The organism is Coprobacillus cateniformis, assembly GCF_009767585.1.
Classification (GTDB): Bacteria; Bacillota_I; Bacilli_A; order Erysipelotrichales; family Coprobacillaceae; genus Coprobacillus; species Coprobacillus cateniformis.
The window spans coordinates 689,103-710,082 of sequence record NZ_WSNW01000001.1; the positions used below are offsets into that span (position 1 = coordinate 689,103).

Genomic DNA, 20,980 nt, shown 5'->3' on the forward strand with positions numbered 1-20,980 from the left:
AATTATGAGATGATAAGTACTCTTTTATCCAAAGAGTAAATCAACATTACTTATTTTAACATGAGATGTTGATTTTTTCAATTCTTTAAAAGAAATCTAAAAATATTTCAAAAAAAATCTTCCTCACCATAGAATTATACACAATTCCTAAAGTTATAAAACCAATTGCTAATGAAATAAAAACTAAATATATTGGGCTTTCTATATTGAAATATATTAATACTCCAATAATAAGAAGTCCACAAAAAAAGAAAAGCGTTGAGAAGATATTTTGATACTTTTTAAAGAAAGTTCTTATTTCACTAAAGAAACTAAATCCAAACATAAACGCCATTGTACTACACATTGTCATTAAATTATTCTTCATATTATTATCTTTATACATAAAGATAAGAGTGCCAAGCAAGCCACTTAGAATTAACAATACTCCTACAATTCTTTTGACAGGCAAGTATAAAAAGAACTTTCTTACACTTCTCAAACTCATAATAATTGCCACAATTCCCATAATAACTGAAGATATCATTAAATAAATTCTTCCAGATGATACTGCGATAAACAGTGATGTTAACCACATCACTGCAATTGTATCTCTTTGATAATCAAAATGAATCATATCATCATATTTATTTTCATCATATAACTTTAAAGTATCATCTATAGCATCTATAGCTTCATCTATTTCATACTCACCTATAATAACATCATGAATATAGTCAAGATATAATTTCTTTGTTTCAATGAAATGTGCCTCTTTTTCATATTCATTTTTCTTATTCAAAATTAACTCTTTGTTATTATAAATAATAATATTTTCAATCTCATCCAAAGAGAATTCCATTTTTCGTAGCAATATAATTTTCTTTAACACTTCTATATCAACTAATCGATAATCTCTGTATCCCGATAACTCTCTATCTGGTTGAATAAGACCTCTTTCTTCATATAAAAGGAGTGCTTTTCGCGTTACCTTATATTTATTCATAACTTCCTTTATTCTCATATACATCACCCATAAACATATTAAACCTAACCCCAAGGGTTAGGTCAAGTTAAATACAAATATTTTTTCTTTTTGTGTTCCAAACATCTAATAATCTTTGAATATAGTAAATAGTCATCTTCTCATACCATTCCCCTGTTTTTAAATCAATAAGGCAATATAAGTTATTCTCTCGCTGGACAAGTGTTAAATCATAATAATAAAGACTCGATTGTATATCTGCAGGAATAGACATAAAAAAACCTCCTCATACAATCTTATGTATAAGAAAGCCATTTATGATTTTTCATAAAAATGAATACTGTATTTAAGTAAGCAAACGAAAATAAATATCCACCAATGACATCGCTAGTATAATGAACACCTAAGTATATACGTGAAACTCCAATTAATAATATGACAAAAAATAAAAGAAGCGAAATGATTTTCTTTTTATTCCAAAAGAAATACGCGATCATTCCATATAAAATGAATGAAACCATTGCATGAGCAGAAGGAAAACTAAATCCACGTTCTATTACCAATGGTAGGACATCTGGTCTTGGTCTTGCTATAAGAATTTTCATAATTTGATTGATAATTGCGACAATTGCAACATGTATACTCATCATGAAACCTATTTTCCAATCATTAATAAGACATAGGAGACAAACAAGTATAATTCCTAAAGTTGATCCAAAAAAAGTTATGATTTTCATATAAATTGTTAATGATGAGTTTTGAAATGAAGAGAGAAACTGATAAACATGAGTGTCTATAGATTGAAGATAACCTAATGAGAAAATTATACAGTAACTTAAGAAAAGTATCCATGAAATCATTATCCATAGATACTTTATTTTATAATTCTTTATCAACTCTAATACCATTTTCTTTTACGATTTTACCTGGAACACCAACAACTGTACAATTTGGTGGAACATCTTTAAGCACAACAGATGAAGCACCTACGATACTATTATCTCCAATTGTCACATCACCAATAATTTTAGCTCCTGCTGATATCATTACATTATTACATAACGTTGGATGTCTCTTCACTTTATGTTCACCAGTTCCAACACCACCCAATGTGACACCTTGATATAAAATACAATCATCTCCAATAACTGTTGTTTCCCCTACTACAACACCCATCCCATGATCGATAAAAAATCTTTTTCCAATTGTTGCACCTGGATGAATCTCAATGCCAGTCAAAAAACGTGCTATTTGACTTAAAAAACGTGCTAATATCTTTAAATGAATAGACCAAAGAAAATGGTTAATACGGAAGAAAAACATAGCATGAACACCAGGATAATTTAATATAACATTAAATCTATTCCTTGCGGCTGGATCCATCTCTAAAACACGCCCTACTAAACTTTTATTCATAACTATACCCCCTCTTTGTTGTTCTTTATTAAAACATAATTTCCAAAAATAAACAAATCAAGTAATAATTTTTTTAGTCTTCAATGATTTGATCAGGTTGTTTTAACTCTTTCTTATAGAAACGAATAAACATAAATGTGGTAATAATTGCAGCTAAGATATCTGATACAGGTTCAGCAAACAATACAGCAAAAACACGTGATCCATCATGAACCATTGAGGCAATAGGTCCTGCTATTGATGTTGCTAAAGAACTGCCACCCAAAAGATATGGAAAAATATAAATCAATGGAATTAATAAAATAATTTTTCTTGTAATAGCCATCCAAACTGATACTTTTGCTTGACCCAATGCCATAAATGACTGCTGACAGGCAATTTGGGCACCAAACATACCTGATCCAATTAAAAAGACACGTAATGCCCAAGATGAGAAAACAATTGTTTGTGCATCATTTGAAAAAATAGATACAAAGAATTCAGAGAATAACATAACAGTTCCACTTGCAATAAAAGCAAAACCTAAACAGACTTTCATAACTAACTTAAAAGTATTTCTTACACGAGTATAGTTTTTAGCTCCATAATTATAACTCATTATGGGTTGTGCCCCTTGACATAACCCCTGTAATGGCAACGTAATAAATTGCCACAGACTCATAAGTATTGCCATTGTTGCAACAGCCATCGTTCCTCCGTATATCAATAGCTGATTATTAAATGATATTTGTAACAAACTCTCAGTTGCAGTTTGAACAAATGGTGATATTCCCAAAGCCATTATAGATAAACAAATATGCCAATTTGGTTTTAAATATTGTTTTCTAATTTTAATAGTACTCTTTTTCCCAAACAAGAAAATCAAAACCCATACAGCAGAAACACCTTGAGATATAATCGTTGCTAAAGCTGCACCAGCAACTCCCATATCTAACCAAAAAATAAATATAGGATCTAAAACGATATTAAAGATTGCTCCAATCACAACAGTACACATTCCTGTCTTAGCAAATCCTTGTGTGTTAATATATGCATTCATGCCCAAGGTAATCTGAACAAAAATTGTTCCCAATGCATATATACTAATATATGAAATGGCTTGTGATAATGTTTCTTCATTTGCACCAAATAACAGTAATAATGGTTCTTGCCAAATAAGGACAACAATCGTTAAAAGAATACCTACAACAATCAATAATACAAAACTATTGGTCATAATTTCTTCTGCTTTATCTTTTCTTTGTTCACCCAATTTAATTGCACATAAAGGTGCACCTCCAATTCCCACTAATTGAGTAAACGCAGTAATAAAAGTAAGAATTGGCAATGCAACTGACAAAGCAGCCATTGCTGATGTTCCATCAGTCATCTGTCCAATATATATACGATCAACAATGTTATATAAAATATTCACAAGTTGTGCAATTATTGATGGTATCGCTAATGCAAATAATAATTTTGATATTTTTTCATGTCCTAATCTATTGTTAGTAGCCATGTTTTTCCCTCCTCTTTCAATCTTTCCTATCATAATACAAAATAAATATAAATTTCTTTTTTTCCTACATATGAAAACGGAGTATACCTACTCCGCATCAACTCGTTGATTGATTTTAAAAATATCGACTTTATAAATCAGAATATATAATATAATAGCTAAAATTCCTGCCGACACAGCATCTAAAACAGAATGCTGTTTAATAAACATTGTTGATAATGTAATTAAGATAGCTGATGTACTGGCAAATATTTTCATTGTTATAGAATTTCTAAAATCATAACATTTTATCAATGCAATTGCACAGCCTATAGAATTATAAACATGTATGCTTGGAAAAACATTTTGACTTTTATCAGCAGTATAAATAAAGTTAACCAAAAAAGTGGAAAGTGCACTTCCTTCTATAACATCTGGTCTATGGTTATAACTGGTTGGATATATTGTAAAAATAATTAAACAAATCGTCATTCCTATAAAAAGGAAAGCAACACATTGATAGAATTCTTTTTTATGTCTAAAAAACAAATATGCAATTGTTCCTGCAACAAAAAGAAACCAATAAACATAAGGATATATGAACCATGTTATAAATGGGGTTGCTTGATCTATCATAGTATAAACATCATGAAATCCACTATCTCCTCTTAATTGCAAGCCAAAATACCATGGCAAATAAAAGATGAAATAGAGAAAAACCCATGCATGTTTATATTGAGATAAGAATTTTTTCATTAGTTAAATCCAAATAACTTTCTTGAAATTGCATATCCTGTTGTTAATACTTTTTTTCCAACTAAGCTATCCATTTCCATAAACGAACCTAAAAGTGTATGCTTAACAGCTTTATATAATTCTGGATTTTGTTTCCTTAAATACTCCCAAAGTTCTTCTTTCTTTTGTAAATGTTCCGGTGTTCCTGATTTTACTAGTAAAACTGTTGAAACAGTCGTTATCATTGTCAAATATTTAACCATATAATTACGTAATTTACGACTCTTTAAATTCATAACATCGCAACAATCAACCATCATTTTATTCACTTTTATTTGCTGATCAATACGCGAAATCATGACTTTTTCATTAACTGATTGATCTTCTCTTCCAATATAATAACGATACAAATCAACATTCAAATAATAGAGTGTTGTTACATATGGTAATGGTTGATAAACAAATAAATTATCTACATAGAAAGTATGTTTAGGCAGTTCTAAATTGCAGTTTCTTAATAATTGAGTACGATAGATAACACTGTGCATAAGCAAATTCTGTTGTGGATAGAAGCGTTTGACATCATACCATCTAAATCTTCTATTTTGTGGTAAAGCATTTGTATATTTTATCACACTTGATTTATTTTCACTAGGCTTTTCATAGACATAGTTAGCAATAAGCATATCAATATCTTCATCTTGCTCATGTAACATTTTAATCGTTTCCAAAACTTTTACTAATGCTGATTGATCAAACCAATCATCACTGTCTAAAACTTTAAAATATAAGCCTGTTGCATTTTTAAGACCAGTATTCACAGCTTGTCCATGCCCACCATTTTCTTGATGAACACATTTAATTGTTTCAGGATAACGAGCAGCATATTCATCACCAATACATGCCGTTTCATCTTTTGATCCATCATCAACAATAATAACTTCTACATCATCTTTTAAGATTAAACATGATTCAATTGCTTTTGCCATATAATCTTGTGAATTATAACAAGGAATGGCTATAGATAAATATTTCATTTCTTCCTCCTATAATTGTTTTGTTAAAGCAAGTGCTTCCTCAACAATTCCATCAATATTGTAATACTTATATTGAGCTAATCTTCCTAACAAATGAAAACGGCAAAATGGCTTAACCATGTCCGCATACTTTTGATGCATAGCCTTATTTTCAGGACTCAAAATAGCATAATAAGGAACTTGTCGATTATCTTTATAAACTTCAGGATACTCTTTAATAATAGTTGTCCCAGATATCTTTTGCCCCGTTAAATATTTAAATTCAGTAATTCTGGTATAGTCTTCACTTACAGTATAATTAACAACACCATGACCTTGATAATCATCTTGTGAATAATGTTCAAAATCAAAGCGTAATGAACGATATGGTAATTGACCTAAACAATTATCAAAAAACTCATCAATTGCACCTGTAAAAATAATATGACCTAAAAACTCTTGACCTTGATAATAAATCTTTCGATTATCAAAATCAAAAGATATTAAATTTTTAGCATCTTTTCCTAACTCTATTTCAATATTTTCATGATCCAACATCTTTTCAAATAACTTCGTATAACCTTCTTCTGGCATACCTTGATATGTATCCTGGAAATAACGATTATCATAAGAAATCAAAACAGGAACACGTGCTGTCACACTTTGATCAACTTCTTCAGGCTTTTGATTCCACTGTTTCATTGTATATTTTAAGAAAATATTTTCATAAACATACTGTGCAACCTCTTGAATTCCTTTTGAAGAACTTTTTTGAAGTTCTAGTATAGGAACTCTCGCATTTTCCCCATATGTATCAATTAATTCCTGCTTTAAAGATTGTCCTCTTTCTTCACCAAAAACAATCATTAATGTATTCAAATTAAATGGTATAGGAATAATCTTACCATAAACATCACCAACAACTTCGTGCTGATAATCATACCATTTCGTAAATCTTGATAAAAAATCAAAAACTTCCTTATTATTGGTATGAAAAATATGTGGACCATACTTATGAACAAGTACACCATATTCATCATACTCATCATAACAGTTTCCACCAATATGATTTCTTTTCTCAATAATTTTCACTTTCTCTCCACGTTCTGCTAAAACCCGAGCAACGACTCCACCTGCAAAACCGCATCCTATAATTAAAGTATCCACTTTCTCACCTCTAGTCATTATCATACCATATTATTCCTGTATTGAACATATCAATCGTTCAAAGATAATTCAATTTCTGTTGATGATAAGGCAGAAAAAGGAATAAATTCAGAGACTTCATGATAATCACCAATCTTTTTTTCTAACCATACAACATCATGCCATTTTTTAAACTTATATCCACAATTTTGAAAAATACCAACAACTTGAAAACCAAAAACTTCATGAAATCTTTCACTGTTAGCATTTGGATGCGTAATACAAGCATAAACATTTTTAACATTCATCTTCTTCAATAAACTCAATAAAGTCTTATAAAGCCTTGTCCCACATCCTTTTCGTGATAACCCATCTTTAATATATATGGATAACTCACAATCCCAATCAAAAGCTTTACGGGCACTATAACGTGATGCATACGCATATCCAATCACTTCACCATTCTCAATAGCCACAAGATATGGATATTGATGTAATGTGTTATTTATTCTTCTCTCTATTTCTTCAAAGTTTGGTGCATCATATTCAAAAGTAATATTTGTATTTTGAACATAGTAAGCATAGATTTTCTGAATACTTTTTGCATCTTTGGATGTTGCTATTCTTATTTTCATAAATACCCTCCTATTGATATAAGCCGACTTTTTCTTTTCGAGCTTCTTCATCTGCTTTAATAATTATATCTTTATATTTATAATCATATCCATAATCATAGTATTTCTTTACAAAACCTGCTCTTGCTATTTTTTCCTGTAAAAGTTGTCCATCTACAAAAACCCATAACAATGCGCGATCATATTTATCATATTGATCCCCATCAGCATTAAATTCTATTTCTATACTTGATGCATTTTGAAGTTGATTTTTTGTATACTCACTAGCTTCTTTTCCCATATACTCTTTTTTATTTGTTGATTCAGGTGTATCAATATAAAGAAAACGAGATTTTACACGTTCTCCTGAGATCTTAAACCAAGCTGTATCACCATCTACACACTTATCTAATGTCACAATTTGACGTTCTGGTGAACTTGGTTTTGGAGCAAAGTATTCAGTATAAACAAATTGAGCAATAGCTAGAAATAAAACAGTGAGAGCCCCAGCAATTTGCTTTTTCATTTTTTTAAGATTTTTTTTCTTCATAAACACTCCTTTAAAATCTACAAAATTATACACTAATTTTACATGTCATGCAATCATGCGAAGACAAATTCAATGTTCTAAATACATATGATATGAAGAGTTGTATGAAATACACTGATATATCATATCATTTAAAAATAAAGAAAAAAGAAAGATAATTAGAAAAATTGCATAGATATTCAAAAAACTTATCCTCATGAAATTGTTTTCATTGAGAATAAGTTCTTATTTTTTAGATTCTAACAGTTTTAAATATTCGTTCTCATGAACAATACGAAGATCTTGCCCTTGTTTCATCAATTGAATAGCCTTTTTTACCTTTTTATTTTCATTACCAAAACGAACTTTATGATAACCCTTTCCTCCAATGACTAGATAGTTAGTTTGGGTACTCACTTGTTGAGTGGCAAGCGCACTTACCTGTTTTGTTTTTTCTTCTAAAAGTTCTCTAGGCATAGATAACTTTCCAGTAAAACAAACAAACTGATGATATAAAAATGCATCTTCACGTTGTGATAACTCCCTTAACTGTGGAGCAATCTCAGCTGAGATTATATTCCGATAATAGTTCTCTTTCATCTCACCAAAATCCAAATGAAATCGTTGGTGTAATTCCTGAAGCGTTTCACAATGTTCATATTTTAACATCTCTATAAGAATTTGTGCACATGCTTTTGCATCATCCAAAGCATGATGAGCCTGAAATTCAAAGCCTATCATCTGAGAAAGTTCTTTTACATTATACTTATGAAGATCAGGATAAACAAGATGAGCCAAAACATTTGTACATGACATATAAAGATGAGGATATGATATATGATTTTGTTTTAAAACAGCTCGTAAATTCATCATATCTCCTTGAATATCATGAGAAACAACAATTGTATTTTCAAAATAGTGATGAATATCTTTCCAGACATCTTGGAATGGTCTTTCTTTTAGTAATGATTTGGTTTTTATTTTATGGACTTTGTATCTGTAAACATCATAACTTAAATTTCTGGGTTTTACCAATGAATAATATGTAGAAATAACTTGCTGATCAAGTAATTCAACAATACCAATCGCACATACACTTGCTGGATCCTGGTTTAAGACTTCAATATCAAAAACAGTTATTCTTTCACTCATGAAATACCCACTGCCTTTTTTGCAAGAGCATCAGCAACATCATTATATACATCTCCACTATGTGCTAACACTTTTACAAATGATATATCAATACTTTTGCGACTTTCTTCAATAAATCTTTGATATGCCTGAGTTCCTATTTTATTGGCTTTCCATAAACCATTTGCCCATTTCTCAATTCCTTCATAATCATAATAGATACAAATAAATTGATATCCATGCTTTATAGCGTAACGAATGGCCATTTCACTTCCAATGATTTCTCCTGCAACATTTCTCATTGTTACATAATCTTCGCTATGACCTTTACCATTAAATTGCTCAATAACATTTTGTCCATACAAGAGAACACAACCATAACCATATTCGTGAGTCTTAACATTATAACTGCCATCCACATAAGCTATTAAGCCATCACCTGTCATCACCTTTGGCTGATCACTCAAAAAAGTCATTGCTTCGTCTCGTGAAGAAAATGATTTATATATTGCGCCTTTAAATCCTCTAACTTGTTGTTCACATTCAGCCCAAGTTAAAAAAACTCCAGTTTTTCGTCCTTTTTTCACTGCGTAAAATTTACTCATCCACAAAACCTCCATTCACCATTATAAAGAGAAAAAATGCTTTTGGCTAGTATAATTACAATTATATTGTGGTCATTTGCAAATATTGTTATAATATGTAGAAGAAAGGAAGATCATTTATGAAAATAGAAAATAGATTTTTGAAATATATAAGTTTTAATACTCAATCAGACCCTTATTCTACAACTTCACCTTCATCAAAGAATCAATTAGAATTGGCAGAATTCCTTATTGAAGAAATGCGAATATTAGGTCTGGAAAATGTACATATGAGTGAATTTGGAGTTATTTATGGCACAATTCCCTCAAATAATAATCATCAGGGAGATGTCATTGGACTGATTGCACACATGGACACATCACCTGATGCAAGTGGAGAAAATGTTCATCCACAAATTATCAGAAATTATGATGGATCTCGTATTTCGCTTAATGAAGATATGGTACTTGATCCACAAGAATTCCCAGATTTAAATGAAGTTATAGGTCATGATATTATTACAACTGATGGAACAACACTATTAGGCGCTGATGATAAAGCGGGAATTGCAATTATTATGAGTTTAGCAGAATATATGTATAAACACCCTGAGTTCAAACATAACGATATTCAAATTGCTTTTACGCCTGATGAAGAAGTTGGACGTGGTACTGAGCATTTTGATTTGGATACATTCCAGGCAGATTATGCATATACAATTGATGGTGGTCATATCAATGAATTATACTTTGAAAACTTTAATGCTTATCAAGTCCTTGTAGAAATCACTGGAAAAAGTATTCATCCAGGAAGTGCCAAAAACAAGATGGTGAATTCATTATCTGTTGGAATTGAATTTGACCAATTATTGCCTCAGCACAAAACCCCTGAACATACTGAAGGTTATGAAGGTTTTCATCACCTCCATCATGTTCAAGGAACATGTGAAAAAACACGTTTAGAATACATTGTTAGAGATCATAATTTTCTTGAATTAAAAGATCAGTTAAATGATTTCAAACGTATTCAAGCATTCTTAAATAGTCGTTATGGTTATGAACTTGTTCATATCACAATGCATGAACAATATCTGAATATGAAAGATATTATCAAAGACACTCCAGAAATTGTTGAACAAGTAGAAATTGCAATGAATGATGTTGGGCTTAATCCTACAATAGTTCCTATTCGTGGAGGAACAGATGGAGCTATGTTATCATATAAAGGTTTACCTTGTCCAAATCTTGGAACTGGTGGTTTCAATTGTCATGGTCCATTTGAATTTGTATCAATAACAATGATGAAAAAAGGATTAGAGTTATTATTAAGATTGATTAGAAATAATGTTTATGCAAAAGAAGATATGCCTTTTTAGGGTTTTATCTTCTTTTTCTCTATATTTATGATAAAATATAACAAAGGGAGTGTTTTTATGCGCTGTTTATTTCTTATAAATCCGAGTTCTGGAACAAAAACAATTCAAAAGAAGTTAGATCAATTGATTGGTCAAATGATTCTCAAGAAAATTATAAATCATGTTGATGTTTTTTATACACAAAAAAAACATGATGCCTATCATCGTGTTTTAGAAATACAACCTCATGAATATGATTTTTTAGTCAGTGTTGGTGGTGATGGTACTGTCAATGAAATTATTAGTGGAATTGTAGAAAAAGAATTTGATATACCTCTTGCTATCTTACCTGGTGGAACCGTTAATGATTTTGCTAATCATTTAAATCTGCCACAATCAACTCATCAATTTATTCAAATGATTGAAAACATGAAAATAATGAAAGTTGATGTGGGGCAAGTTAATGACAGTTATTTTGCTAATGTTATTGCTGGAGGAATGTTTAGTGATATTAGTTTTCAAGTCACAAAAGCTGAGAAAGAAAGATTTGGTCCACTTGCATATTATATCAGTGGAATTCGACAATTACCTTCACAACTAAGTACAACTCTTCATCTCAAAGTCAAAACTGAAAATGAAGAATTTGAAGAAGATGCTCGTCTTTTCATGATTACCAACACCTCACAGGTTGGTGGTTTTAAAGCCATTACACCTCATGCTGATATTCAAGATGGACAATTGGATTTACTAATTATTAAAAAATGTTCCACAACTGATATGCTCTCTTTATTCAAAGATTATAAATTAAGTACTCATGAAAAAAGTCCATTTATTCGTTATGTTCAGGCCCATGAAATAACAATTGAATGTGATAAAAACATTATATATGACATTGATGGAGAGGAAGGTACTCATTTCCCAATTCATGTCACAACAAAAAATAAAGCACTCTGTATTATTGTTCCATAAAGTTATCTTAGTTGATAGCTTTTTTATATATAAAAATAGGGCTATACAATAGCCCTATTGATATGGATTTTTAGGAATAATGATAGCTCCGACTAAATAAGCAATCAATCCTGATCCCCAGCCAAAAACAAGTACAACTGCTACAAGTCTTACAATTGTTGGATCAATATCAAAGTATTCAGCAATACCACCACATACTCCACAAATCATAACGTCTCTTTTTGATCTATATAATCTCTTAGTCATTTTTTAATCCTCCGTTCTTACATTGACTTTTCCTAAAGCACAATCAACATCAATTAATTTTTGGGTTGTTCCATGATTCATTTTTTGATCAGTGATACCAGAAAAATGATTATCACCTATGGATACACTACCTAAACCAACATCTACCTTATAATTATATTCACTTTCATATCCTGTTAATGAGGCAGATACTTGACCAGCACCAACTTGAATAGATGTTTTATTCTCGCATGTTAATCGACTCACTTTTGCGGTTCCCATACTTGCATCTAATTCAAAATCTTTACACTCTAAATCATTTAACACCAATCGTCCTGCAGCAGCATTAGCTTCAATCTTTTCTGCTTTTAACCCATTTATTTTTGTTGAACCAGCACTCATATTCACTTCTATTTTATCCAAATTATATCCTTTTGGAACATTAATTTGAATTTGGGCAGTATCATATCCTCCGAAACTTAGCCAATAATGTGGTTGATCTATCACAATGCGATCACCTTTTTGATAGATTTCAAAACCATTATAAATATCACTTGCATAAATTTCAATATCCTGAAGTGAATCTTTTTCAGAAAATTGAATATTTCCTTTATGAACATTGATTTCTAATCTATCTACTGAAGATGATGATCTATATTGAATATTGTCAGCACTTTTATAATGCCATCGAAAATTCCATGAGCGTAAAAAATTGAAATTAGATACTTCATTTAGACCACTCACACTTATACCAGCAAAAATCAAACAGATACCTACACCCAAACATATCAATATTGTATATATTCTTTTCATACTACACACCTCTTGGACGGAAGATCTTTCCAAGTCCATCTGCTATGGCATTTGCTATCCCAGGAATACAATCCTTAAAGAACCATGCTGCCATCTTCCCAAATATTGTTCCTAATGCCATAAGGACAAATCCAATTCCCATATAAATAAGACCAGCGCCTGGCAATGTGAATAAATGTATAAATCCCACAATCATAAAAACAATCGCAAGAACATGTAAAATAAATGTAATAATCCATAATCCAAATATTAAACATATGAATATACCAAAGAATGAAAATCCAAAACCAAATAGAGTTCCGAATGTTCCAAAAACTATCGCTGACACTGGAAGACAAGCAAAAATTGCTATAACAATGAGAATCAAACGATCAGTAGAATGCATTTCATTCCAACGATTTCTAAAATTCCCCGTCTCCTTACGAGTCTTTTTTGTTTCTTTACTATCTGCATCAATGACTTCATAATTCTTTTGATAATCATCATTTGTAAAACCACTGTTTCCAACATGAATACCTTCATCAAATTTCCCCTTTAATCCATCTTTAATAATAGCTGCTACTCGACTAGGATCTCCTAATTCATCAATAACCTTTTGTTCGTTTTCTTTCCCAGCTTCATCAAAATAATTCTCATAGAAAGACAATGCTTCTTGCCTTTCCTCATCACTAATATCTTGAAGTAGATACTCAAGTTCTTTCATAAATTTTTTTCTATCCATCTTGATTTCCCCCATCAAATAACTTATTAATTTTTGTTATATAATCAAACCATTCTTGTTTATACATATTAAGTTGAACGATTCCCGCACTTGTAATTTTATAATATCGCCTATTACGTCCTTGAAATTCCTGGTCATAACTTTCTAAACAGCCATCTTTGAGAAGTCTTCTTAAAACAGGATAGAGTGTTGATTCACTCACACTAATAACCGCTTGAACATCTTGTGTTATTTTATAACCATATGTTCCTTCCTTTTCCCTAGAGACAACTGATAGAACAACTGCATCTAATAAAGCAGCACCCGTATTAAAAATCATCCTATCACCTTCTTTTCATATAATACTATACGACATATAGTATTATATGTCAACATATAAAGAAAAAAACTTCCTATGAAGTTTTATCTATAATCAATATAGTGAGCGATTCCATAATAACAAGGAACTGTCAAGAAAACAATCCATGCAGGATGCCATAATCCATTTTCAAAACCAAACCATAAAAATATCATAAGTGTTAAAACTGGATATGCAAAGTTTGAAAATTTTCTCTTACGAAAAGCTGTAATTAAACTATCAAATAATGGTAATGTCAATAAAACAATCCACGTAGGATGCCAAATGCCTGTCATTACACCATAAATCAAATAACCAATAAATAAGATTGATCCAAATGGAAAATCATATTTTTTATTATGCTTAAAGTCTGTCCAATCATCATTCCAATCTTTTCTTTCACCATTTACATAAACACCTTTATCCCCAATATTAACACCATCACCATTTCTATCAATAACATGAATACCTTTCCATGAAACATGAACTTCACTTTCATCATCTTTGACATGAATACCATCAAAACCAACATGAACATATTCATCCCCATCTTCATATTTATATGCATACTCTTCTTGACTCTCTTTCATATCTTCAGTTTTATCAGATATTGTTTCTTCTGTTTCAGTCGGTTCATGTAATAATAATTGATCTAAAGAAATACCATATAACTTTGCTAATTCAATCAAGTTATCTGTATCAGGAGAAGCTTCTGCTCTTTCCCATTTACTCACTGCCTGGCGACTAATTCCTAATTCTTGAGCTAAGGCTTCTTGTGAATAACCTTTCTCTTTTCTAAGTTGTAATAATTTATTTGCAATTTCTATATTCATAATTCCTCTCCTCCTTGCACCCATATTATAGATAAAATCATCAAGTTGCGGCTACATATTTTAGATTGAATGCCCGAAACTATTGGTTGCATTTCACTAAAATGGCAATATATATGGGTTCTAATCAGTCACTTTCTGTCAATTTAGACATGACCAAACAGTTATATAGACTTTCTTTGTTTTTATCTGTTACGTTTGCTTTCTATATATATTTCTTTGCACTCTTTGTTACATTTTTATATATGTAAATGATTCTCACTTTTCTATTTTTTCGCTATATTTAAATCAATCATAAAAAATATATATAAAGTTTATATCTGCTCCTTAGCATTATTGACTAGTTAAACATAATTCTACTTTAACCAAGATAATCATACATGAAAGCATTCATTTCATCATTATTTCCCAGGAAATTTTCTTTATCGACAGTTTGTCTTAACATATTTTATCAATCATTATTTATTCTATTTTCTTATCACTCTACCTCAACATCTCATTATACACATTTTTCAAAAAAGAAAAAGGGATTTCTCCCTTATCTTTCTTTTGCCATTTTTGCAAGTGCCAATGCCCCACAAACACCTGCATTATCACCTAATCCTGGATAAACAACATACTCTTTAATTTTGTCCGTTGTTATTTCATCTTTTTGAATATATCCATGCAATCTCTCTTGCAAATATTTATGAACCATAGGGAACAATTGTTTTTGATGCATAACTCCTCCTCCAAGAATAATCTTCTTTGGTGAAATTGTTAGAACATAAATAGCCAAAGCTTGAGCAATATACCATGCTTCTAAATCCCATGCAGGATGATTTTCATCAAGTTCATTTCCTTTGACTCCCCATCTTGCCTCAATTGCTGGTCCAGCAGCCAAACCTTCAAAACAAGTTCCATGGTATGGACATTTTCCAGCATACTGATCATCTTCACGTACTGTTAACATCATGTGACCCATTTCTGGATGAAGTAAACCATGAACAAGATTTCCTTCAACAATGGCTCCACCACCAATACCTGTTCCAATTGTTAAATACAATGCACTATCTAAACCTTTCGCTGCACCAAAGTATGCTTCTCCTAATGCTGCACCATTAACATCTGTATCAAATCCAATTGGTAAACCAGGATAATGTTCTTGAATTGCTCCAACAATATTATAATTCGTCCATCCTGGTTTTGGTGTTGTTGTAATGTATCCATAAGTTGGACTCTTTAAATCAGGATCAATAGGTCCAAAACATCCTAACCCTAATGCTTCGATATCTTTTCCATCAAAGAATTTAAAAATATTTTGTACAGTTTCTTCAGGTGATGTTGTAGGGAAAGCATCTCTTTCTAAAACATTTCCATTTTCGTCTCCAATTGCAACAACGAATTTTGTACCACCAGCTTCAATAGCTCCTAATCTCATCAAATTTTCCTCCTCTTTATAACTAACTACCTCGTATCTATTTTATCATGTCTAAAATGAAATAAAAAGCCTTTATTCAAACTCTATGGATAATTGTTGGTGATTACCTTCATCACTTAATAAGCTTTCTAAATAATCTTTATAAAAAGATATCTTTTCAACTTCTTTTTGAAAATAATATTTATATCCTTCCATATTCATAATTTCATCTTTATGCTCTTTCATATTCCCAGTAAAATAATACCTATTCGCTTTCACAATTACTGCTTTCATAAGTTCTCTTATCTTTGTATCTTTGACTCTCTCAAAATCTTCTGCAAAATGTGTAGAAGACACGAGATCAAAATATTCATTTGCATCTCTAGAAATTTTAAGTGACTCTGTATGATAATTCATTTTTTGATTATTCAATTCAATAACCCCATATTGTAAAGGAGCATTTAATATTGAAGAAGATGCTATATCATAAATACCATTGATTTCCTTTATATTCTGACAATGAATGTGTCCACTTAAAACAAATGGGACTTTATAACTATGAAACAACTCTGCAATTTTTTCACTATCTTTAATTGTATAACGTCCTCCCAGCAATTCATTGTGATTAACAAGATTATGGTGCATTGCAATAATAGGAATCTTATTATTTTCTTGAATATCCTTGAGCTGATCTTTTAACCATTTCATTGTTGAATCTGTAAAATAACCTCCAATATCTAATCCTGAACCAGTTAATTCATGAGCTGTTGAATCCATCATTAATAGAGAGTAGTGTTTATTTAACTCAATACGATAACTTAATGAATCATCATGTTTCTGATATTGATAACCTAAATTTTTATAAATAGCTCTAAATTCTTCAGCATTGACATTATCTACATCAAAATAATCTTCTTTTCCATAACCCTTTGCATAAATATAATCTACATCATGATTTCCAGGTATAACTGCAACATCAATATGATCATCTTTAAGTACAGATAGTTTTTTTGCTAAAGCTTCATGGCTCCCTTTCTCACCATTAAAAGATAAGTCACCTGTTAATATAACAAGATTGGGCTTTATCTCTTTTATCGTTTGAATAAAAACATCTAAAATTTCATCAGCATATGTCACCATTTTGCCATCTCCATACAACATGTTTTCTTCAAACCATTCACAATCCTTATAATAATCTTTTAAGAAATAATGAATATCACTTGCAACAATAATTTTTATATTTTCATTATCTACAAGTGGTTTTTGCACACATCCTAGTAGCATAGTTAGAATTATAAAAGCATATAATATTTTCCTCATATCTATCACCTATTTATATTTTAACAATTATATTCTTTATAACAAAGAACTTTTAACAAATCCATATAAACTTATTTTTTCCATTGATACTTGAAAAGAAATCAGTAATTATAATGGTATCATTCTTAAATAACAAAAAATGAATGATAAACATCATTCATTTTCATCTTTAAACCCTTGATAATCTTGTGTATGAAGTAATTGATTTGCATTATCAATACGTTCTTGATGTGGTGGATTGATTCCTTCTAAAGCATAAGGAATATTGAGTTCTTTCCATTTGAATGTTCCTAGTGTATGATATGGGAGAACTTCAACTCTTTGAACATTCTTTAATGATTTTATAAATTCATTTAACTCTTCTAAATCCTCATCATAATCATTTCTTTCAGGAACAAGAACATGTCTAATCCAAACAGGTTTTCCTATTTCAGATAAATATCTTGTCATATCTAATATATTCTGGTTCCCTTTTCCTGTAAGCAACTTATGTTTTTCTTCATTCATAACCTTGATATCTACCAATAATAAATCAGTATATTTCATTAGTTCTTGAAACTGAGAAAAGAAGGGCTCACTTCTTGTAAAGCATCCGCCACTTGTATCAATACAAGTATTAATATTTTCTTTCTTAGCAAGTTTAAATAATTCTAATATAAATTCCATTTGCATTAATGGTTCTCCACCACTAATTGTTATTCCACCTTTTTCACCCCAATAACTCTTGTATTTCATAGCCTGCTTCAAGGCAGCTTCAGGAGTCATCTCTTGATATTTTTGTGATCCCCAAGTATCAGGATTATGACAGAATTGGCAACGCAATGGACAGCCTTGCAAGAAATAAATATATCTTACTCCTGGCCCATCTACTGAGCCAAAACTTTCAATAGAATGAATTCTACCTTTTATATTTTCCATTATATTCTCCTATAAAAACAGCCTCTATTATAGAGGCTGCTTAATTTTATTTATGTCAATAATTACATATGATCATGACAAGTTCTAGCGATAACATCTAGTTGTTGTTCTCTAGTTAAGTCAATGAATTTAACAGCATATCCAGATACACGAATTGTGAAGTTTGCATACTCTTCTTTTTCTGGATGTTCCATTGCATCATATAATTTTTCTTTTCCGAAAACGTTAACGTTTAAGTGATGAGCACCTTGAGTAAAGTATCCATCTAATACTTGAACTAAGTTATTAACTTGTTCTTCTTCATTATGACCTAATGCATCAGGGTTAATAGTTTGTGTATTTGAAATACCATCTAAAGCCCATTCATAAGGAAGTTTAGCAACAGAGTTTAATGAAGCTAATAAACCATTTTGTTCTGCACCATAAGATGGGTTTCCACCAGGAGCTAAAGGTTCTCCAGCTTTACGTCCATCAGGTAATGCTCCAGTAGCTTTACCATAAACAACGTTAGAAGTAATTGTTAAGATTGAAGTTGTTGGTTCACTATCACGGTAAGTATGATGTTTCTTAAGTTTAGTTAAGAAAGTTCCAAGTAACCATACTGCGATATCATCTGCACGGTCATCATCGTTACCATAACGTGGGAAGTCTCCTTCAGTTTCATAATCAATAACAAGACCATCTTCATCACGAATAGTTTTTACTTTTGCATATTTAATAGCACTGATTGAATCTACAACATGAGAGAATCCAGCAATACCAGTTGCGAATGTACGTCTTACTTCAGTATCAATTAAAGCCATTTCAGCTGCTTCATAATAATATTTATCATGCATATATTGAATTAAGTTTAATGTATTTACATAGATGTCAGCTAACCATTCCATCATTTGGTCATAAGCTTCCATAACTTCATCATAATCTAAGTATTCAGATGTAATTGGACGGTATTTAGGAGCAACTTGATCTTTAGATTTTTCATCAATACCACCATTAATAGCATATAACAAGCATTTTGCTAAGTTAGCACGTGCACCAAAGAATTGCATTTCTTTACCAGTTTGAGTTGCAGATACACAACAACAAATTGAGTAGTCATCTCCCCATACAGGTCTCATAACATCATCATTTTCATATTGAATTGAACTTGTATCAACAGAAATCTTAGCAGCATAATCCTTGAAAGGTTTTGGTAATGCAGCTGTGTATAATACAGTTAAGTTTGGTTCAGGAGAAGGTCCCATGTTTTCTAATGTGTGTAAGAAACGGAAATCGTTTTTAGTAACCATTGAACGACCATCAGTTCCAAGTCCTGCGACTTCTAATGTAGCCCATACTGGGTCACCAGAGAATAATTGATTATAAGAAGGAATTCTTGCAAATTTTACCATTCTACATTTCATAACGAAATGGTCAATTAATTCTTGTGCAAGTTCTTCTGTAATTGTTCCATTATCTAAGTCTCTTTGAATATAGATATCTAAGAATGTAGAAACACGTCCTACTGACATAGCAGCACCATTTTGAGTTTTAATTGCAGCTAAATATCCAAAGTATAACCATTGAACAGCTTCTTTTGCATCTTTAGCAGGTTGAGAAATATCAAATCCATAAGCTTCTGCCATTTTTTTCATACCAGCTAATGCTTTGTACTGTTCAGCAATTTCTTCACGTTTACGGATAATGTCTTCTTTCATTGATCCACTTCCGCAGTTATTGAAATCTTTTAATTTTTCTTCCATTAAGAAGTCAATTCCGTATAAAGCAACACGACGATAATCACCTACGATACGTCCACGTCCATAAGTATCAGGAAGTCCTGTAATGACTTTATTACGACGAGCTTTTCTAATTTCTGGTGTATAAACATCAAAAACACCTTGGTTATGAGTTTTATGGTATTCAGTAAAGATTTTGTGTAATTGAGGATCTGGTGTATATCCATAAGTTTCACAAGCTTGTTCAGCCATTTTAATACCACCATAAGGCATAAATGCTCTTTTTAATGGTTTATCAGTTTGAAGACCTACAACTGCTTCTAAATCTTTCATACTTTCATCAATGTATCCAGCACCATAAGCAGTTAATCCTGATACGATATGAGTTTCCATATCAAGAACTCCACCTTTAGCACGTTCTTCTTTTTGAAGTTCTTGTAATTTTCCCCATAATTTATTAGTAGCTTCTGTTGGTTCAGCTAAGAATGATGCATCACCATCATAAGGTTTGTAGTTTTGTTGGATGAAATCACGAGTATTAACTTCTTCTTTCCAAATTCTCCCCTTGAAGCCTTTCCATTGTTCTTTTTCTAACATGTTTTCTGTTTCCTCCTTGAAATTAAATTCCTCACCCATTATAGCACTCTTAATACACCTACACAATGAAAAAAATTACTTTTTTTGATGATTTTTTCATGTTTGAGAATCCTTAAATTAGGTTCGGTTCATGTGACACCCTCACTATAACAAATATCATTTCATT

23 protein-coding genes are annotated in these 20,980 nt (G+C 31.0%); 2 read left to right on the top strand and 21 right to left on the bottom strand.

The features are described from left to right. Nucleotides 1-85 precede the first annotated feature (85 nt). The 12 genes from GQF29_RS03475 to GQF29_RS03530 form a co-directional block, all read right to left on the bottom strand. On the bottom strand, nt 86-1,003 hold the full coding sequence (locus tag GQF29_RS03475) for a MerR family transcriptional regulator (RefSeq protein WP_008788167.1): 918 nt from the start codon (nt 1,001-1,003) through the stop codon (nt 86-88). Between the two features lie 49 nt (nt 1,004-1,052). Continuing rightward, entirely contained in the window at nt 1,053-1,238 is a 186-nt protein-coding gene (locus tag GQF29_RS03480) for a hypothetical protein (protein ID WP_008788166.1), read from the bottom strand. A 22-nt stretch (nt 1,239-1,260) separates the two neighbouring features. Further along, nucleotides 1,261-1,614, bottom strand: a complete 354-nt coding sequence (locus GQF29_RS03485) for a phosphatase PAP2 family protein (RefSeq protein WP_157832393.1) — start codon at nt 1,612-1,614, stop codon at nt 1,261-1,263. A 229-nt stretch (nt 1,615-1,843) separates the two neighbouring features. Next, nucleotides 1,844-2,380 carry a serine O-acetyltransferase EpsC gene (epsC, locus tag GQF29_RS03490; protein WP_008788164.1) on the bottom strand — a complete coding sequence of 179 codons (537 nt, stop codon included), beginning with the start codon at nt 2,378-2,380 and terminating at the stop codon, nt 1,844-1,846. A gap of 73 nt (nt 2,381-2,453) precedes the next feature. Further along, complete coding sequence (locus GQF29_RS03495; protein ID WP_008788163.1) at nt 2,454-3,878, bottom strand: MATE family efflux transporter; 1,425 nt, start codon at nt 3,876-3,878, stop codon at nt 2,454-2,456. Nucleotides 3,879-3,965: 87 nt separating this feature from the next. Then, entirely contained in the window at nt 3,966-4,613 is a 648-nt protein-coding gene (locus tag GQF29_RS03500) for a phosphatase PAP2 family protein (RefSeq protein WP_008788162.1), read from the bottom strand. Beyond that, nucleotides 4,613-5,629, bottom strand: coding sequence for a glycosyltransferase family 2 protein (locus GQF29_RS03505; protein ID WP_008788161.1), 1,017 nt, complete (start codon nt 5,627-5,629; stop codon nt 4,613-4,615). Before GQF29_RS03505 ends, GQF29_RS03500 begins: the two co-directional genes overlap by 1 nt. 9 nt (nt 5,630-5,638) lie before the next feature. Then, nucleotides 5,639-6,799 carry a UDP-galactopyranose mutase gene (gene glf / locus GQF29_RS03510; RefSeq protein ID WP_236916377.1) on the bottom strand — a complete coding sequence of 387 codons (1,161 nt, stop codon included), beginning with the start codon at nt 6,797-6,799 and terminating at the stop codon, nt 5,639-5,641. A 26-nt stretch (nt 6,800-6,825) separates the two neighbouring features. Continuing rightward, entirely contained in the window at nt 6,826-7,389 is a 564-nt protein-coding gene (locus tag GQF29_RS03515) for a GNAT family N-acetyltransferase (RefSeq protein WP_008788159.1), read from the bottom strand. A gap of 10 nt (nt 7,390-7,399) precedes the next feature. Then, entirely contained in the window at nt 7,400-7,918 is a 519-nt protein-coding gene (locus tag GQF29_RS03520; protein WP_008788158.1) for a thermonuclease family protein, read from the bottom strand. 225 nt (nt 7,919-8,143) lie between these two features. Next, nucleotides 8,144-9,049, bottom strand: coding sequence for an exonuclease domain-containing protein (locus GQF29_RS03525; protein WP_008788157.1), 906 nt, complete (start codon nt 9,047-9,049; stop codon nt 8,144-8,146). Further along, a complete protein-coding gene (locus GQF29_RS03530; protein WP_008788156.1) occupies nt 9,046-9,633 on the bottom strand; it encodes a ribonuclease H1 domain-containing protein in 588 nt (195 codons plus the stop codon). Before GQF29_RS03530 ends, GQF29_RS03525 begins: the two co-directional genes overlap by 4 nt. Before the next feature lie 119 nt (nt 9,634-9,752). On the opposite strand from GQF29_RS03530, the gene pepT reads away from it, so the two are divergent. Both pepT and GQF29_RS03540 read left to right on the top strand, forming a co-directional pair. Then, on the top strand, nt 9,753-10,988 hold the full coding sequence (pepT, locus tag GQF29_RS03535) for a peptidase T (RefSeq protein WP_008788155.1): 1,236 nt from the start codon (nt 9,753-9,755) through the stop codon (nt 10,986-10,988). Nucleotides 10,989-11,045: 57 nt separating this feature from the next. After that, on the top strand, nt 11,046-11,936 hold the full coding sequence (locus GQF29_RS03540; protein ID WP_008788154.1) for a diacylglycerol/lipid kinase family protein: 891 nt from the start codon (nt 11,046-11,048) through the stop codon (nt 11,934-11,936). Nucleotides 11,937-11,990: 54 nt separating this feature from the next. Here GQF29_RS03540 and GQF29_RS03545 read toward each other — a convergent pair whose 3' ends face one another. The 9 genes from GQF29_RS03545 to pflB form a co-directional block, all read right to left on the bottom strand. Next, nucleotides 11,991-12,182, bottom strand: a complete 192-nt coding sequence (locus GQF29_RS03545; protein ID WP_008788153.1) for a PspC domain-containing protein — start codon at nt 12,180-12,182, stop codon at nt 11,991-11,993. Between the two features lie 3 nt (nt 12,183-12,185). After that, nucleotides 12,186-12,974: a DUF4097 family beta strand repeat-containing protein gene (locus GQF29_RS03550; protein WP_054689803.1), complete on the bottom strand. Its 789-nt coding sequence runs from the start codon at nt 12,972-12,974 to the stop codon at nt 12,186-12,188. Between the two features lies 1 nt (nt 12,975). Further along, nucleotides 12,976-13,695: a DUF1700 domain-containing protein gene (locus tag GQF29_RS03555; RefSeq protein ID WP_008788151.1), complete on the bottom strand. Its 720-nt coding sequence runs from the start codon at nt 13,693-13,695 to the stop codon at nt 12,976-12,978. Further along, nucleotides 13,688-14,014 (bottom strand): PadR family transcriptional regulator, encoded by a 327-nt coding sequence (locus tag GQF29_RS03560; RefSeq protein WP_008788150.1) that lies wholly within the window; start codon nt 14,012-14,014, stop codon nt 13,688-13,690. Before GQF29_RS03560 ends, GQF29_RS03555 begins: the two co-directional genes overlap by 8 nt. A gap of 83 nt (nt 14,015-14,097) precedes the next feature. Continuing rightward, nucleotides 14,098-14,865: a helix-turn-helix transcriptional regulator gene (locus GQF29_RS03565; protein ID WP_008788149.1), complete on the bottom strand. Its 768-nt coding sequence runs from the start codon at nt 14,863-14,865 to the stop codon at nt 14,098-14,100. Between the two features lie 535 nt (nt 14,866-15,400). Beyond that, nucleotides 15,401-16,282, bottom strand: coding sequence for an ROK family protein (locus GQF29_RS03570; RefSeq protein ID WP_008788148.1), 882 nt, complete (start codon nt 16,280-16,282; stop codon nt 15,401-15,403). 72 nt (nt 16,283-16,354) lie between these two features. Beyond that, nucleotides 16,355-17,581 (bottom strand): metallophosphoesterase, encoded by a 1,227-nt coding sequence (locus tag GQF29_RS03575; RefSeq protein ID WP_017144131.1) that lies wholly within the window; start codon nt 17,579-17,581, stop codon nt 16,355-16,357. Between the two features lie 153 nt (nt 17,582-17,734). Then, nucleotides 17,735-18,499, bottom strand: coding sequence for a pyruvate formate-lyase-activating protein (gene pflA / locus GQF29_RS03580; RefSeq protein ID WP_008788146.1), 765 nt, complete (start codon nt 18,497-18,499; stop codon nt 17,735-17,737). A gap of 62 nt (nt 18,500-18,561) precedes the next feature. Further along, nucleotides 18,562-20,814 (bottom strand): formate C-acetyltransferase, encoded by a 2,253-nt coding sequence (pflB, locus tag GQF29_RS03585; RefSeq protein WP_008788145.1) that lies wholly within the window; start codon nt 20,812-20,814, stop codon nt 18,562-18,564. Nucleotides 20,815-20,980 lie beyond the last annotated feature (166 nt).